General features: G+C 59.2%; 13 protein-coding genes. 5 read left to right on the top strand and 8 right to left on the bottom strand.

Annotated elements, in window-relative coordinates; translation table 11 throughout:
• Positions 1-103 precede the first annotated feature (103 nt).
• The 4 genes from Q8X48_RS10280 to Q8X48_RS10295 all read right to left on the bottom strand — a co-directional run bounded on the left by Q8X48_RS10280 (position 104) and on the right by Q8X48_RS10295 (position 3,279).
• Complete coding sequence (locus tag Q8X48_RS10280) at positions 104-508, bottom strand: SufE family protein (RefSeq protein WP_407800655.1); 405 nt, start codon at positions 506-508, stop codon at positions 104-106.
• Entirely contained in the window at positions 505-1,710 is a 1,206-nt protein-coding gene (locus tag Q8X48_RS10285; protein ID WP_407800656.1) for an aminotransferase class V-fold PLP-dependent enzyme, read from the bottom strand. The genes Q8X48_RS10280 and Q8X48_RS10285 overlap by 4 nt, the downstream gene beginning before the upstream one ends.
• Positions 1,711-1,849: 139 nt before the next feature.
• On the bottom strand, positions 1,850-2,884 hold the full coding sequence (gene dapD / locus Q8X48_RS10290; RefSeq protein WP_407800657.1) for a 2,3,4,5-tetrahydropyridine-2,6-dicarboxylate N-succinyltransferase: 1,035 nt from the start codon (positions 2,882-2,884) through the stop codon (positions 1,850-1,852).
• 32 nt (positions 2,885-2,916) lie between these two features.
• Positions 2,917-3,279: an ArsC family reductase gene (locus tag Q8X48_RS10295; RefSeq protein WP_007978403.1), complete on the bottom strand. Its 363-nt coding sequence runs from the start codon at positions 3,277-3,279 to the stop codon at positions 2,917-2,919.
• Between the two features lie 316 nt (positions 3,280-3,595).
• On the opposite strand from Q8X48_RS10295, the gene Q8X48_RS10300 reads away from it, so the two are divergent.
• Entirely contained in the window at positions 3,596-5,227 is a 1,632-nt protein-coding gene (locus Q8X48_RS10300) for a Na+/H+ antiporter (RefSeq protein ID WP_407800658.1), read from the top strand.
• A 45-nt stretch (positions 5,228-5,272) separates the two neighbouring features.
• Here the strand turns inward: Q8X48_RS10300 and Q8X48_RS10305 are convergent, their stop codons facing one another.
• The 4 genes from Q8X48_RS10305 to map all read right to left on the bottom strand — a co-directional run bounded on the left by Q8X48_RS10305 (position 5,273) and on the right by map (position 11,080).
• Positions 5,273-6,004, bottom strand: a complete 732-nt coding sequence (locus Q8X48_RS10305) for a M12 family metallopeptidase (protein WP_407800659.1) — start codon at positions 6,002-6,004, stop codon at positions 5,273-5,275.
• Positions 6,005-6,158: 154 nt separating this feature from the next.
• Complete coding sequence (dapC, locus tag Q8X48_RS10310; protein WP_015093759.1) at positions 6,159-7,358, bottom strand: succinyldiaminopimelate transaminase; 1,200 nt, start codon at positions 7,356-7,358, stop codon at positions 6,159-6,161.
• 195 nt (positions 7,359-7,553) lie between these two features.
• On the bottom strand, positions 7,554-10,256 hold the full coding sequence (locus Q8X48_RS10315; RefSeq protein ID WP_407800660.1) for a [protein-PII] uridylyltransferase: 2,703 nt from the start codon (positions 10,254-10,256) through the stop codon (positions 7,554-7,556).
• A 41-nt stretch (positions 10,257-10,297) separates the two neighbouring features.
• Positions 10,298-11,080 carry a type I methionyl aminopeptidase gene (map, locus tag Q8X48_RS10320; RefSeq protein ID WP_015093761.1) on the bottom strand — a complete coding sequence of 261 codons (783 nt, stop codon included), beginning with the start codon at positions 11,078-11,080 and terminating at the stop codon, positions 10,298-10,300.
• Between the two features lie 371 nt (positions 11,081-11,451).
• Between map and rpsB the strand changes: the two genes are divergently transcribed.
• From rpsB to frr, 4 genes are all read left to right on the top strand, one after another.
• Complete coding sequence (gene rpsB / locus Q8X48_RS10325) at positions 11,452-12,189, top strand: 30S ribosomal protein S2 (RefSeq protein WP_007978390.1); 738 nt, start codon at positions 11,452-11,454, stop codon at positions 12,187-12,189.
• 189 nt (positions 12,190-12,378) lie between these two features.
• Positions 12,379-13,242, top strand: a complete 864-nt coding sequence (gene tsf / locus Q8X48_RS10330; protein ID WP_095965037.1) for a translation elongation factor Ts — start codon at positions 12,379-12,381, stop codon at positions 13,240-13,242.
• Positions 13,243-13,451: 209 nt separating this feature from the next.
• Entirely contained in the window at positions 13,452-14,195 is a 744-nt protein-coding gene (pyrH, locus tag Q8X48_RS10335) for a UMP kinase (protein ID WP_003222124.1), read from the top strand.
• Positions 14,192-14,749, top strand: a complete 558-nt coding sequence (frr, locus tag Q8X48_RS10340) for a ribosome recycling factor (protein WP_007978385.1) — start codon at positions 14,192-14,194, stop codon at positions 14,747-14,749. The genes pyrH and frr overlap by 4 nt, the downstream gene beginning before the upstream one ends.
• Positions 14,750-14,762: the final 13 nt, after the last annotated feature.

Below are 14,762 nucleotides of genomic sequence, written 5' to 3' on the forward strand. Positions count from 1 at the left end.
GCCTCTTCGCGAGCAAGCCCGCTCCCACATTCGATCTTCAGTGAATACAGTTTTTGTGTACGACCGAAATCCAATGTGGGAGCGGGCTTGCTCGCGAAGGCGATTAACCGGCCAACTCATTCATTCGCTGAAGTACGGCATTGAGGCCATTGCTACGAGACTGGGACAACTGCCGCCCCAATCCCAGCTGATTGAACCAGTCCGGCAAATCCACCTGCTGCAATTGAGCCGCCGACAAGCCGTTGACCCGCGCCAGCAGCAACGCCACCAACCCGCGAATCAACCGTGCATCGCTGTTGGCGCTGAACTGCCAATGGTCGTCGCGCAATTCGCCCACCAGCCAAACCTGGCTTTCACAACCGTGCACCCGGTTGGCGTCGCACATCTGCGCATCACTCAAGGCAGGCAGGCGCTCGCCCCATTGCATCAGCAGGCGTGCCCGTTGTTCCCAGCCGGCGGCTTTGCCAAAGGTATCGAGTGCGGTCACGGCATCGGCAGGCAGGTTCATCGCAGCATCTCCAACGCCTGATCCAGGGCTTCAAAAAACCGTTCCAGGTCTTCGGAGTCGTTGTACAGCGCCAACGACACCCGAATCGCCCCCGCCAGTTCAAAGCGTTTGAGCAACGGCATGGCGCAGTGATGGCCAGCGCGCACTGCAATCCCTTGCTCAGTCAGCAAGTGCGCCAGGTCAGAGTTATGCACACCCTCGACGGTAAAACTGGCCAGTGCCACTTGCGGCCTGCCCAGCAAGCGGATGCCGTGACGTGCCTCAAGCCCCTTGAGCAGACAGGCATGCAGCGCCGCTTCATGGGCGGACACGGCGTCCTGATCAAGCCCGGCGAGGTAATCCAGGGTCGCTCCCAGGCCGATCACACTGGCAATCGGCGGCGTCCCGGCCTCGAAGCCCAGAGGTGCCGGGCGAAAGCGGGCGTCGTGATAATTGGCATCGAGCACCATTTCACCGCCGAACTGCCAGGGACGCAGCTGTTGCAGCGCCGTATTGCGCCCGAACAGCACGCCCAGGCCATCGGGACCGTAGAGCTTGTGGCTGGAGAACACATAAAAATCGCAGCCCAATGCTTGCACGTCGTGGCGGCCATGGACCACGCCCTGGGCGCCATCGATCACGGTCAGGGCATTTTGCGCCTTGGCCAGTGCCAGCAATTGAGGCAACGGCTGCCACGCGCCAATCACGTTGGACAGCTGACTGACGGCCAACAGACGCGTGCGGGGGCCGATCAAACCGGCGGCAGCTTCAAGGTCGATCACGCCGTCGGCGTCCAGCGGCAGGATCACCAGCTTCAGCTCGCGACGGTGCGTCAGTTGCTGCCACGGCAAAAGGTTGGCGTGATGCTCCAGGGCGCTGATGACAATTTCGTCGCCCGGATTGAAAAGGTGTTCCAGGCCATAGGCCAGGAGATTCAGCGCGGACGTCGCGCCGTGGGTAAAGATGATCTGCCCGCAATCGCCAGCATTGAGCCATTGCGCGGCTTTGCGACGGCTGTCCTCGAACGCCTGGGTGGCGTGGGCGCCGGGCAAGTGTTGCGCCCGATGCACGTTGGCAGCGCCATTGGCGTAGTAGTGCGCCAGGGCATCCAGCAGGGCTTGGGGTTTTTGCGTGGTGGCGGCGTTGTCCAGATACGTCTGGCCTTGTCGCTGCAGGGCAGCGATGGCCGGAAAATCGGCGCGCCAGGGAGAGAGAATCATCATGTTGTTCGCCTGTACGCCTGACCCCTGTAGGAGCGAGCCTGCTCGCGATGGACCTCAACGATAACGCGGGGTACCAGACAGCCCGTGTCGTTCATTTGATCATCGCGAGCAGGCTCGCTCCTACAGGTACAGGTGACGCTTAGTTGTGAGCGTGCAGCGCTTCGTTCAACTCGATGGCCGATTTGTGGGTTTTGCATTCCACGGCACCGGTCTCCGAATTGCGACGGAACAGCAGGTCCGGCTGGCCGGCCAGTTCACGGGCCTTGACCACTTTGACCAGTTGATTGTTCTCGTCCAGCAGGGCGACTTTGGTACCGGCGGTCACGTACAGGCCCGACTCGACGGTGTTGCGGTCGCCCAACGGGATACCGATACCGGCGTTGGCGCCGATCAGGCAGCCTTCGCCGACCTTGATCACGATGTTGCCGCCACCCGACAGGGTGCCCATGGTCGAGCAGCCGCCGCCCAGGTCCGAACCCTTGCCGACGAATACGCCAGCGGATACGCGGCCTTCGATCATGCCCGGGCCTTCGGTGCCGGCGTTGAAGTTGATGAAACCTTCGTGCATCACGGTGGTGCCTTCGCCCACGTAAGCGCCCAGGCGCAGACGCGCAGCGTCAGCGATACGCACGCCAGCCGGAACCACGTAGTCGGTCATTTTCGGGAACTTGTCCACCGAGAACACTTCCAGCAGCTCGCCGCGCAGGCGGGCTTCGAGTTGCAGTTCGGCCAGTTCGCCCAGGTCGACAGCGCCCTGGCTGGTCCAGGCCACGTTCGGCAGCAGCGGGAAGATTCCGGCCAGGTTCAGGCCGTGAGGCTTGACCAGGCGATGGCTCAGCAGATGCAGCTTGAGGTAGGCCTCCGGGGTGGACGACAGCTGGGTGTCTTCAGCCAGCAGGGTGGCGACCAGCGGCTTGTGGCTCTCGGCCAGTCGGGTCAGCAGGGCAGCCTGGGCGGCGTCGACGCCTTTGAGGGCTTCGGCCAGTTGCGAGGCCTGGGCGGTGCTGAATGCGATGGCCTGATTGCCTTCGGTGTAGCTCAGGATCGGTGCGATAGCGGCGACGACTTCAGCCGATGGCTTGAGAACCGGGGCGGCGTAGAACACTTCCAGCCATGCACCTTGACGGTTTTGAGTGCCGACGCCGAAGGCCAGGCTGAACAGGGTAGCGGACATGTGAATACCTCTAACAAAATTGAACGGGCTGCTTACTTGAGCGCGGCCGCGTAGATATCTGGCTTGAAGCCAATCAGGGTTCGGTCACCGAGATCGAGCACCGGGCGCTTGATCATCGAAGGTTGTGCGAGCATCAGTTCGATGGCTTTCGTCTGGTCGAGATCGGCTTTGCGTTCGTCGTCGAGCTTGCGAAAGGTCGTGCCTGCACGGTTTAACACCACTTCCCAGCCGTGCTCGCTGCACCATTGGGTCAGGTGTTCACGGTCGATACCGACCGCTTTGTAATCATGAAAGTCATAGCTGACAGCGTGTTCATCGAGCCAGGTGCGCGCCTTTTTCATGGTGTCGCAGGCTTTGATGCCGAAAAGGTGCAACGTTTTGCTTGAAACGGTCAAGGAATTGCCCCCTTTGCAGGTGCTGGAAATAAAAGGTGGAGGATTATGCCATGGCCGGACGGTTTCGCGGCGGCTGTGGTCGGGTTTGTATTTTTGTCATGCCATAAATCCCTTGTAGGAGCGAGCTTGCTCGCGATGAACCTGAGAGCGCCGCGGGGAATCAGGCATGCCGCGTAATCGTTAACGACCATCGCGAGCAAGCTCGCTCCTACGGAGGGCGGTATTCCGTTGTGCGACATTGGTGCAAGGGTCCCCAAACAGTCTAAGCAGCTAATATGGCACTTCAATGTTGTCGATTGTCCGGGAACCACGCTTTATGCAAACCGCCTACACCGTCCTGATCCTGTTGATGCTGGTGGGCGTTTCGCGCCTGATCGGACGGGTGATCCCGCTGCCGTTGCCGCTGGTGCAAATCGCCGCAGGGGCATTGCTTGCGTGGCCGACTCTGGGATTGCATGTGGCCCTGGATCCCGAGTTGTTCCTGTTTCTGTTCCTGCCGCCGCTACTGTTCTCCGACGGTTGGCGCATGCCCAAGCGCGAATTCTGGCACCTGCGCGGACCGATCCTGACCCTGGCGGTGGGCCTGGTGTTGTTTACCGTGGTTGGCGCCGGCTATTTCATTCATTGGCTGCTACCCGGTGTGCCATTGCCGGTGGCGTTTGCCCTGGCGGCCGTGCTATCGCCGACGGATGCGGTGGCGGTGTCGGCGATCTCCCGCAATCGACTGCCCACGCCGTTGATGCACATCTTGCAGGGTGAGGCGCTGATGAACGACGCCTCGGGCCTGGTGACGTTCAAGTTTGCCTTGGTGGCGGCGGTGACCGGCGTGTTCTCACTGGCCAATGCCAGCCTGACGTTCGTGCTGGTCGCGGTGGGCGGTCTGGCCGTGGGAGTGGCCTTGAGCTGGCTGGTTGGCCGTCTGCGGGCGTGGATGATCGCTCGCGGTTGGGATGATCCGGCGACGCACGTGGTGTTCATGTTGTTGCTGCCGTTTGCGGCCTACGTGCTGGCCGAGCGCATGGAAGTGTCGGGCATCCTCTCGGCGGTGGCGGCGGGGATGATGCAGAGCTGGCTCGATCTGCTGCCGCGCCAGACCAACACGCGCCTGCTCAATCGCAGTGTCTGGTCGTTGTTGGAATTCGCCTTCAACGGCTTGATTTTCCTGCTGTTGGGCCTGCAGTTGCCGGACATCATCAAGGCGGTGGCCAGTCACGAAACCTCGCTATGGCCGACGTTGTTGTATCGCGGGCTGGATGTGGTGGCGATTTTCCTGGTGCTGCTGGTTTTGCGGTTCGTCTGGGTGCAAAGCATCTGGCGGCTGTCCATTTTGGTGCGGCGCTGGCGTGGCAAGGCTGAGATAACCCGGGTGCCAAGCGCGCGTTCCTGCTGGTTGCTGACTGTCGGTGGCGTGCGTGGGGCCGTGACGCTGGCGGGGGTAATGTCGGTGCCGATGCTCATGGGGGACAGTGCGTTTCCCGAGCGCGATCTGCTGATATTCATCGCCGCCGGGGTGATTCTGCTGTCGTTGATTGCGGCCTGCATCGCGCTGCCACTGTTGTTGCGCGGCATCGAAGCCAGCCCGGACGACAAGCGCCGCAACGAAGTGCGCGACGCCTGGCGCAAGACCGCCGAAGCGGCCATTCATGCGCTTGAGACAGAAGAAATCAACCCGCAGGACGCCGCCCAGTCCGCGCTGGCGGCCGAACTCAAGGCGCGGATCATGTCCGAGTACCGGCACCAGTTGGAGGTGTTCAACGATTCAGTCGAAGCCCAGGCCCTGGCCTATCAAATGGACTTGCTGGAGCGGCGCCTGCGCTTGAAGGCGCTGCGGGCGCAGCGCCTGGAGTTGTACAGCCTCAGTCGTCAGCACCAGATTGGCGATGACGTATTGCGTGAGGTGTTGGGGGAGCTGGATTTGAGTGAAGCCAAGTTGGGATCGGTGAAATAATAAAGAGGTTCGTTGTTTGGTTTACGCTGAGTGATAATTGATGTCTTAATCTGGCTTTGGATATGCTTTGCGCATTAGTCGGCGATCGTTTTGGCTTATTGTTGTATTTTTATATACCGCCCAATCCCCGATTGTCAGTTCGTTGGGTATGGGGTAGTGCATTATTGAGGTTGGATCATAAGCAGTGGTTCGAGCAGTTGCTGTTTCCAGCAATCTAAACAGATTGTGATCAACTTCCTCCTTGCTCCATTGAAAAGCGGTCCAGTAGTGCTCATATACCGCAGGTTTGTTCCACGGGATATTAGCTTTTGGATGTTGATGTTCATGCTCCATGCCGAGTGCATGGCCGAATTCGTGCAATACCGCAGCTTCAAACCAAGGATGGTCGGGAGCGGTGCCAATGTTCATGGTGTTTTCGCCAGGGCCGCGCAGCGTGGCGTCGGTGCCGATGGCTGAGTAGTTTAAGGGGGCTTCCATGGTGATCCGAATGTCACCCTCGGAGCCGTTGACAAACTCCAGATTCAAGTTGATAGACGGTTGCCATAGCATGATGGCTTTTATGGCGGCCTCACGATGTGTGTCGGACGGCGGGTTGAGAAATGCTACTTTGAGTGTCCTCTGGTTAGCCCAAAATTTGGAGTGAGTTGCTACTCCTCTTTTTTTTCGACTTCCAGTGGTCGCAATGTTGGCATTGTCAGGGTTTTCATTAATGGCGGCGTCATAAGAGGCTTGTATGTCTGCTGGTTCGATAACTTTGCAGGGATGTGAATGCGACATTGACTATCTCCTTGTCATGTTTTTTAGTTGAATCGGTTGATTCAGCTTGGAGATTAGTTGTCGTGCTGTTGTGGGTAAAGTTACTGCCTGTCAGGGGATGTTGCGATAACTAAGCATGGCCTGCACCGCGTTGCACGGTGCAGGCTTGGAGCGCTTACTGGTTTCTCGTAATAAATGCACGGATTCGTTCGGCAGCCTCGACACACTCAGCCAACGGCGCAACCAGCGCCATGCGCACGCGCCCGGCGCCCGGATTGACGCCATCGACATCCCGCGACAGGTAAGAGCCCGGCACCACGGTCACATGCTCCTGCTCGAACAGGTCGCGGCAGAACGCTGCATCGTCACCGGCCACATTCGGCCACAGGTAGAAACTGCCATCCGGACGCTGTACGTCCAGCACCGGGCTGAGAATTTCCAGTACCGCATCAAATTTCTCGCGATACAACGCTCGGTTGGCGCGCACATGCACTTCGTCATTCCATGCAGCAACGCTGGCCAGTTGGGTTTGAACCGGCATCGCGCAGCCGTGGTAGGTGCGGTAAAGCAGGAAGCCTTTGAGAATGTCTGCGTCGCCGGCGACAAAACCCGAACGCAGGCCTGGCAGGTTCGAACGCTTGGACAGGCTGTGGAACACCACGCAGCGCTTGAAGTCCTTGCGCCCCAGTTCTGCGCAGGCGCTGAGCAGGCCTGGCGGCGGCGTTTGTTCGTCGAAGTAGAGTTCGCTGTAGCACTCGTCCGCGGCAATCACGAAGTCATGCTCATCGGCCAGGGCGATCAGCTTTTTCAGGGTCTCGACCGGAATCAATGCGCCGGTCGGGTTGCCTGGCGAGCACAGGAACAGGATCTGGCAGCGTTTCCAGATGTCCGGCGAAACGGCGTCGAAATCCGGATTGAAGCCGTTTTCGTCCAGGCATGGCAGGTAATGCGGCTTGGCCCCGGCGAGGAACGCCGCGCCTTCGTAGATCTGGTAGAACGGGTTCGGGCTGACCACCAGTGCGTCATCGCCACGGTTGACCACGGTCTGGGTGAAGGCGAACAGTGCCTCGCGGGTGCCGTTGACCGGCAGCACGTTGCGCGCCGGATCGATCCAGCCTTTGGGGACATCGAAGCGACGTTCGCACCAGGCGGCGATGGCTTCGCGCAGGGCCGGGATGCCGAGGGTGGTCGGGTACACGGCCATCTGATCGAGATTGCTGGCCAGCGCTTCGGCGACGAAGCTTGGCGAGCGGTGTTTGGGCTCGCCAATGGACAGCGCAATAGGGCGCTTGTCCGGGTTGGGCGTGACGCTGCCGAGCAAGGCACGGAGTTTTTCGAACGGGTAGGGTTGGAGCTGGGACAGAGCGTTGTTCATGAGGGCCTCATTCAATGTGGGAGCCGATTAATGTGGCGAGGGGGCTTGCCCCCGTTCGGCTGCAAAGCAGTCGTAAAACCATCGTGTGCGGTGTACCTGATACACCGCGGTTGCAGGTTTTAGGTCCGCTTCGCGGCCCAACGGGGGCAAGCCCCCTCGCCACACAAGCGCATTCCCACAGGGGGATCTGTTAATTCAAATGCTGATGCGCGACAGTTTGATATCGGGTTCCTGGTTGACGCTCAACTGTTCGACGATTGCATCTTGTAACCGGCTGCACAGCAGCGGGTCGGACAGCGGCTGATTGTGGGCGTCGGTGATGAAGAACACGTCTTCCACGCGCTCGCCGAGGGTGGCGATCTTGGCGTTTTGCAGCGATAGATCGAACTCCAGGAAAATCGTGCCGATCCGCGCCAGCAGGCCCGGGCGGTCGGGTGCCGTGAGTTCCAGTACCGTCACCGGCCTCTGGGCGTCGTTATGGATCGTTACCTGTGGTGCAAAGGCGAAATGCTTGAGCTGGCGCGGTACCCGGCGCTGGATGATGGTCGGGTAGTCGTCCGGGTTGCGCAGGGCCTCGGTCAGGCCGTCGCGGATCTGTTTGACCCGTGCCGGGTTGTCGCCAATCGAGTCGCCGTCGGTGTCGAGCACGATGTAGGTGTCGAGGGTGAACTGGCTGCTGGAGGTGATGACCCGGGCGTCATGGATGTTCAGGTTGAGCTGGTCCATCGCGGCCACGGTCACGGCGAAGAAGTCGTGCTGGTCGGGGGCGTAGATGAAGATCTGGGTTCCGCCTTCGAACTCGCGCTGGGTAGTCTCCTTGATCAGCACCAGCGGCCCGCCATCGGCCGGTTGCTGGAGGATCGCGTCGCTGTGCCAGGCCACATCGCCGGCGGTATGGCGCAGGAAATAGTCATCACCCAACTGCGCCCACAGCTGCTCGACATCGTCCGGGTCGGTGCCGCCGCGCACCAGTATGTCCAAGGCGGCGCTCTGGGTCTGGCGGATCTGCTCTTCGCGATCCACCGGATTCTCCAGGCCCCGACGCAGGGCACGCTTGGTTTCGGTGTAAAGCTGGCGCAGCAGGCTGGCGCGCCAGGAATTCCATAGCGTCGGGTTGGTGGCGTTGATGTCGGCGACGGTTAGCACATACAGGTAGTCAAGGCGGGTTTCGTCACCGACGATCTGTGCGAAGTCGTGGATCACCTGCGGGTCGGACAGGTCCTTGCGCTGGGCGGTGGTCGACATCACCAGATGGTTTTGCACCAGCCACACGATCAGGCGGCTGTCCCACAATGGCAGTTGATGGCGCTGGCAAAACGCTTCGGCGTCGACCGCGCCGATGTCCGAGTGGTCGCCATGGCGGCCTTTGCCGATATCGTGGTACAGGCCGGCCATGTAGATCAGCTCGGGTTTGGGTAACTTACCCATGAGCTTGCTGGCCAGCGGGAATTTTTCCGACACCTGAGTGTACTGCAGCTTACGCAGGTGCTTGATCAGGTTCAGGGTATGGGCATCGACCGTATAGATGTGGAACAGGTCATGCTGCATCTGCCCGACGATAAAACCGAATTCGGGCAGATAACGACCCAGGATGCCGTAGCGGTTCATTCGTCGCAGGTTGCGATGGATGCCGATCTTGCACTTGAACAGCTCGATAAACAGGCTGGTGTTGCGAATGTCGTTGCGGAAGTCGTCGTCGATCAGGTGACGGCTTTCCCGCAGCATGCGAATGGTGTCGGCGCGCACGCCCTTGATTTCCGGCTGCTGGGCCATCAATACGAAAATTTCCAGCATGGCGAACGGCGTGCGGCGGAATACGTTGTGGTTGCGTGCTTCGATATAGCCATCATGCAGCTGGAAGCGCGAGTTGATCGGCTGCGGTGGTGCCTCGTCTTCCGGTGCGAGGATGACTTCCTCGAAGTGCTGGATGATCAGGTCGCTGAGCTGGGCGATGCTCATCACCACCCGGTAATACTGCTGCATGAAATTTTCGATGGCTTGCTTGGCGTCGTCGCCTTTGAAGCCCAGCAGCCCGGCAATGGTGCGCTGGTGATCGAACAGCAGGCGGTCTTCGGCGCGACCGGCGAGCATGTGCAGGGCATAGCGAACTTTCCACAGGAATTCCTGGGAAGAGGCCAGCAGGGCGTTTTCACTCTCGACCAGGAAGCCTTCGCCGGCCAGTGCCCGCAGGTTCAGGGTGCCGTACTCGCGACGGGCCACCCACAGAATCGTCTGGATATCCCGCAGGCCGCCGGGCGAGCCCTTGACGTTGGGTTCCAGGTTGTATTCGGTGTCGTTGTACTTGTGGTGCCGGGCCTTTTGTTCGGCACGCTTGGCCAGGAAGAAGTCCTTGCTCGGCCACATGTGCCCGGTGCTGGTGACGTCCAGCATGCGCTGGCGCAAACGCTCGGGGCCGGCGATGGTGCGGCTTTCCATCAGGTTGGTGACGACCGTCAGGTCGGCGCGGGCCTCGACGGCGCATTCGTCGACCGAGCGAACGCTCTGGCCGACCTCCAGGCCGATGTCCCACAACAGTGTCAGAAAGCGCTCGATGGAATCGCGGAAAACTTCGTGGTCCGCGCTGTCCAGCAGGATCAGCAAATCGATGTCGGAATAAGGGTGCAATTCACCGCGGCCGTAGCCGCCGACCGCGACCAGCGCGATGTCGGCGTCCTCGCTCCAGCTGAACTGTTCCCAGGCCTTTTGCAGGATGTTGTCGACGAACCAGGCGCGATCCTCGATCAGCCGGCGAATGTCCCGGCCATTGCGAAAGCGTGCGTCGAGCACCTCGCGGGCCTGGCGGATCGCCTTCTTGAAGGCCGCGATCGGGCTTGCCTTCAGGGCCAGTTCAGCCTGGAACTGGCCACGGTCGAAGAGTTCGGGGTCCACCTGCGGCATCGATTGGCTTTCCTTTCTATAGGCGAGATACGCTGGCGAGATCAGGCCGAAACGCGAGGGATGGTGTCATCGCTGCGCAGGGTGAAGATCTCGTAACCGGTTTCGGTCACCAGCAGGGTGTGTTCCCACTGTGCCGAGAGCTTGCGGTCCTTGGTGATCGCGGTCCAGCCGTCGCCCAGAACCTTGGTGTCGGCGCGGCCCTGGTTGATCATCGGCTCGATGGTGAAGGTCATGCCGGCCTTGAGTTCCATGCCGGTGCCAGCGCGACCATAGTGCAGGATCTGCGGCTCTTCGTGGAACACCTTGCCGATACCGTGGCCGCAGAATTCGCGAACCACCGAGAATCCGTTCTTTTCAGCGTGCTTCTGGATGATTTCACCGATATCGCCCAGGCGGCAGCCGGGCTTGACGATTTCAATCGCCTTGTACATGCATTCCTGGGTCACCTGGGACAGGCGCTCGGCCCAGACCGGCACGGTGCCGACGTGGAACATGCGACTGGTGTCGCCGTGGTAGCCGTCCTTGATGACGGTGACGTCGATGTTCAGGGTGTCGCCGTCTTTGAGCGGCTTGTCGTTCGGGATGCCGTGGCAGACCACATGGTTGATCGACGTGCAGATCGACTTTGGATAGCCCTTGTAGTTGAGCGGGGCAGGGATGGCTTTCTGCTCATTGACGATGTAGTCGTGGCAGATCTGGTTCAGTTGATCGGTGGTAACGCCCGGCTTGACATGTTCGGCAATCATTTCCAGCACATCGGCGGCCAGTTTGCCGGCGATACGCATTTTGGCGATATCCTCGGGCGTTTTGAGGGTTACGGTCATACAGGCTCTCTCTGCGCCAGGCGGCGCTTTCTGAACGGAAAGGGCATTGCGCGATGGGTCTTCGCAGCCCTGAAAAATACGATTCTACCAGACGACCAGCGCAAATCTGCGCCTGTGTGCATCGCTTCTCTCTATAGAATGGTGCATTCTTGGAGGATTCCAAGGGATGGCGCAAAGCGCTCGCCAGGATTTCAGAATCCGGGTTCCGTTTTGCCCTGCCTTGTGATATAAAATGCGCCGCTTTCCGGGGATGTCCCGAAAAGCCTAAATCCACACACGTGTCGACACGATGACCTGGGTGCCTTCAGCTGATGCTGCTGGTTGGTCATTGGGATACGTGGAGGCCAAACCCGACTTATTAAGGAACTATCATGTCCCAAGTCAACATGCGCGATATGCTGAAGGCCGGTGTGCACTTCGGTCACCAGACCCGTTACTGGAACCCGAAAATGGGCAAGTACATTTTCGGCGCGCGTAACAAGATCCACATCATCAACCTTGAAAAAACCCTGCCAATGTTCAACGAAGCTCTGACTTTCGTAGAGCGTCTGGCCCAGGGCAAAAACAAGATTCTGTTCGTCGGCACCAAGCGTTCCGCTGGCAAGATCGTTGCTGAAGAAGCAGCACGTTGCGGTTCGCCGTACGTCGATCACCGCTGGTTGGGCGGCATGCTGACCAACTTCAAAACCATCCGTGCTTCCATCAAGCGTCTGCGTGACCTTGAAGTTCAAGCCGAAGACGGTACTTTCGCCAAGCTGACCAAGAAAGAAGCGCTGATGCGCACTCGTGACCTGGAAAAGCTGGATCGTTCCCTGGGTGGTATCAAGGATATGGGCGGTCTGCCAGACGCTCTGTTCGTTATCGACGTTGATCACGAGCGCATCGCGATCACCGAAGCCAACAAGCTGGGTATCCCGGTTATCGGCGTAGTCGATACCAACAGCAGCCCGGAAGGCGTTGACTACATCATCCCAGGCAACGATGACGCAATCCGCGCTATCCAGCTGTACATGGGTTCGATGGCTGACGCTGTGATCCGTGGCCGCAACAATGTTGCCGGCGGCACCGAAGTTTTCGTTGAAGAAGCTCCGGTAGCAGCAGCTGAGTAATTGACGCCTTGGCGTTGACTCAGTAAGCAAAAAGGGGGCTTGGCCCCCTTTTTGCCACCTCGAAAACCATTTGTCGGCGCCCACTGCTCTATCTGTAATGTGCGGCAGCTAACAAGGGTGGTTCGGGAAGAATTGATCGCCCGTTCGATCGGGTGGAATGGTTGAAAACCTATCCAAGAGGATTTTGAAATGGCAGAGATTACTGCAGCGTTGGTCAAAGAACTGCGCGAGCGTACTGGCGAAGGCATGATGGACTGCAAAAAGGCCTTGACCAAGGCTGGCGGCGACATCGAGAAAGCCATTGATGACATGCGTGCTTCGGGCGCCATCAAGGCCGCCAAGAAAGCCGGCAACGTTGCCGCTGAAGGCGCTATCGCCATCAAGGCTGACGACAAGGCAGCCGTGCTGCTGGAAGTCAACTCGCAGACCGACTTCCTGGCCCTGCAAGACGACTTCAAGAACTTCGTTGCTGCCAGCGTAGAGAAAGCCTTCGACGAAAAACTGACCGACGCAGCTCCGCTGATCGCCGCTCAGGAATCGGCTCGTGAAGCACTGGTTGCCAAAGTTGGCGAAAACGTCAACATCCGTCGCCTGGTGCGTGTAGAGGGCGACGTTGTCGGCACCTACCTGCACGGTAACAAGATCGGTGTTGCTGTTGTTCTCAAGGGTGGCGATGTTCAGCTGGCCAAAGAGATCGCCATGCACGTGGCTGCAAGCAACCCTGAGTTCCTGCTGCCATCGCAGGTTTCGCCAGAGGCCATCGAGCGCGAGAAGGGCGTTTTCCTGACCCTGAACGAAGACAAGATGAAAGGCAAGCCAGCTGAAATCGTCGAGAAGATGATCGCTGGCCGTATCACCAAGTTCCTGGCCGAAGCCAGCCTGGTCGAGCAAGCTTTCGTCATGAACCCGGAAGTCACCGTAGGTGCTCTGGCCAAGAAAGCCGGCGCTGAAATCGTTTCCTTCACTTACTTCAAGGTAGGCGAAGGCATCGAGAAGCCAGTGGACAACTTCGCAGAAGAAGTTGCTGCCCAGCTGGCTGCTGCCAAGCAATAAGACGGTTTTTTAACTGTCGCCCAGAAGAGGCTGCCCGCTCACGCGCGCAGCCTCTTTTCAGATGGGGCACCAATTTTTATTGGTTTCCTTTTGGAACTGGCTTACAAAGCCATGTTCCGATGGCGCTGAAGCAGCGCCAAGCTAGAGTGAACGCCAGCTGTAAACAGCTCGCAAAGAATTTTTAAAATACGCCGCAGGAGAGATTCGCAATGGCTCAGCAGGGCAGTGGTTATCAGGCTCGCTATAAACGCATTCTACTCAAGCTCAGCGGCGAGGCCCTGATGGGCTCGGAAGAGTTCGGGATCGATCCGAAAGTTCTGGATCGCATGGCATTGGAAGTTGGCCAGCTGGTCGGCATCGGTGTTCAGGTCGGTCTGGTTATCGGTGGTGGCAACCTGTTCCGCGGTGAAGCGCTGAGCAAGGCGGGCATGGATCGGGTGACCGGTGACCACATGGGCATGCTGGCCACTGTGATGAACGCCCTGGCCATGCGCGACGCCCTTGAGCGCGCCAACATCTCGGCCATCGTGATGTCCGCTATTTCCATGGTTGGCGTGACTGATCACTATGATCGCCGCAAGGCTATGCGCCACTTGAACTCCAAGGACGTGGTGATTTTCGCGGCCGGTACCGGCAACCCGTTCTTTACGACGGATTCGGCTGCCTGCCTGCGTGCAATCGAAATCGATGCCGATGTCGTGCTCAAGGCGACCAAGGTCGATGGCGTCTACACCGCTGACCCGTTCAAAGACCCGCATGCCGAGAAGTTCGATCATCTGACTTACGATGAAGTGCTGGATCGCAAGCTGGGTGTTATGGACCTGACGGCCATTTGCCTGTGCCGCGACCACAAGATGCCGCTACGCGTATTTAACATGAACAAGCCCGGCGCCCTGCTGAACATCGTGCATGGCGGCGCTGAAGGAACACTGATCGAGGAAGGCCAACAATGATCAACGAAATCAAGAAAGACGCTAAAGAGCGCATGCAGAAGTCCGTGGAATCGCTCGCGCACAACTTCGGCCGCATTCGTACCGGTCAAGCGCACCCGAGCATCCTGGAAGGCGTGATGGTGCCGTACTACGGTTCCGACACCCCGATCAAGCAAGTGGCCAACATCACCGTCAAAGACGCTCGTACCCTGCAAGTCGTTGCCTTCGAGCGCAACATGCTGGGTGCCGTCGACAAGGCGATCGGCAGTGCAGGTCTGAACCTGAACCCGACCAACCTTGGTGAGCTGCTGCTGATCAGCATGCCGGCCCTGACCGAAGAAACCCGTCGCGGTTTCACCAAGCAGGCTCGCGATGTGGCTGAAGATGCCCGTGTTGCCGTGCGCAACATCCGTCGCGATGCGAACAGCTCGCTGAAGGATCTGGTCAAGGAAAAGGAAATCAGCGAAGACGAAGAACGTCGCGCCACTGGCGAGATCGACGATCTGACCAAGAAGTTCGTAGCTGAAATCGACGCTAAGTTGGCGGAGAAAGAAAAAGACCTGATGGCCGTATAAGAGTCGCGTTTTC

Source organism: Pseudomonas sp. QLc11A (assembly GCF_052112305.1).
In the GTDB taxonomy this organism is placed as follows: domain Bacteria; phylum Pseudomonadota; class Gammaproteobacteria; order Pseudomonadales; family Pseudomonadaceae; genus Aquipseudomonas; species Aquipseudomonas laurylsulfatiphila.

Excerpts from the sequence above, each read along its gene's own strand:
- Q8X48_RS10280 (WP_407800655.1), bottom strand. The coding sequence starts at position 508 with ATGAACCTGCCTGCCGATGCCGTGACCGCACTCGATACCTTTGGCAAA.
- Q8X48_RS10285 (WP_407800656.1), bottom strand. The coding sequence starts at position 1,710 with ATGATGATTCTCTCTCCCTGGCGCGCCGATTTTCCGGCCATCGCTGCC.
- dapD (WP_407800657.1), bottom strand. The coding sequence starts at position 2,884 with ATGTCCGCTACCCTGTTCAGCCTGGCCTTCGGCGTCGGCACTCAAAAC.
- Q8X48_RS10300 (WP_407800658.1), top strand. The coding sequence starts at position 3,596 with ATGCAAACCGCCTACACCGTCCTGATCCTGTTGATGCTGGTGGGCGTT.
- Q8X48_RS10305 (WP_407800659.1), bottom strand. The coding sequence starts at position 6,004 with ATGTCGCATTCACATCCCTGCAAAGTTATCGAACCAGCAGACATACAA.
- dapC (WP_015093759.1), bottom strand. The coding sequence starts at position 7,358 with ATGAACAACGCTCTGTCCCAGCTCCAACCCTACCCGTTCGAAAAACTC.
- Q8X48_RS10315 (WP_407800660.1), bottom strand. The coding sequence starts at position 10,256 with ATGCCGCAGGTGGACCCCGAACTCTTCGACCGTGGCCAGTTCCAGGCT.
- map (WP_015093761.1), bottom strand. The coding sequence starts at position 11,080 with ATGACCGTAACCCTCAAAACGCCCGAGGATATCGCCAAAATGCGTATC.
- rpsB (WP_007978390.1), top strand. The coding sequence starts at position 11,452 with ATGTCCCAAGTCAACATGCGCGATATGCTGAAGGCCGGTGTGCACTTC.
- tsf (WP_095965037.1), top strand. The coding sequence starts at position 12,379 with ATGGCAGAGATTACTGCAGCGTTGGTCAAAGAACTGCGCGAGCGTACT.
- pyrH (WP_003222124.1), top strand. The coding sequence starts at position 13,452 with ATGGCTCAGCAGGGCAGTGGTTATCAGGCTCGCTATAAACGCATTCTA.
- frr (WP_007978385.1), top strand. The coding sequence starts at position 14,192 with ATGATCAACGAAATCAAGAAAGACGCTAAAGAGCGCATGCAGAAGTCC.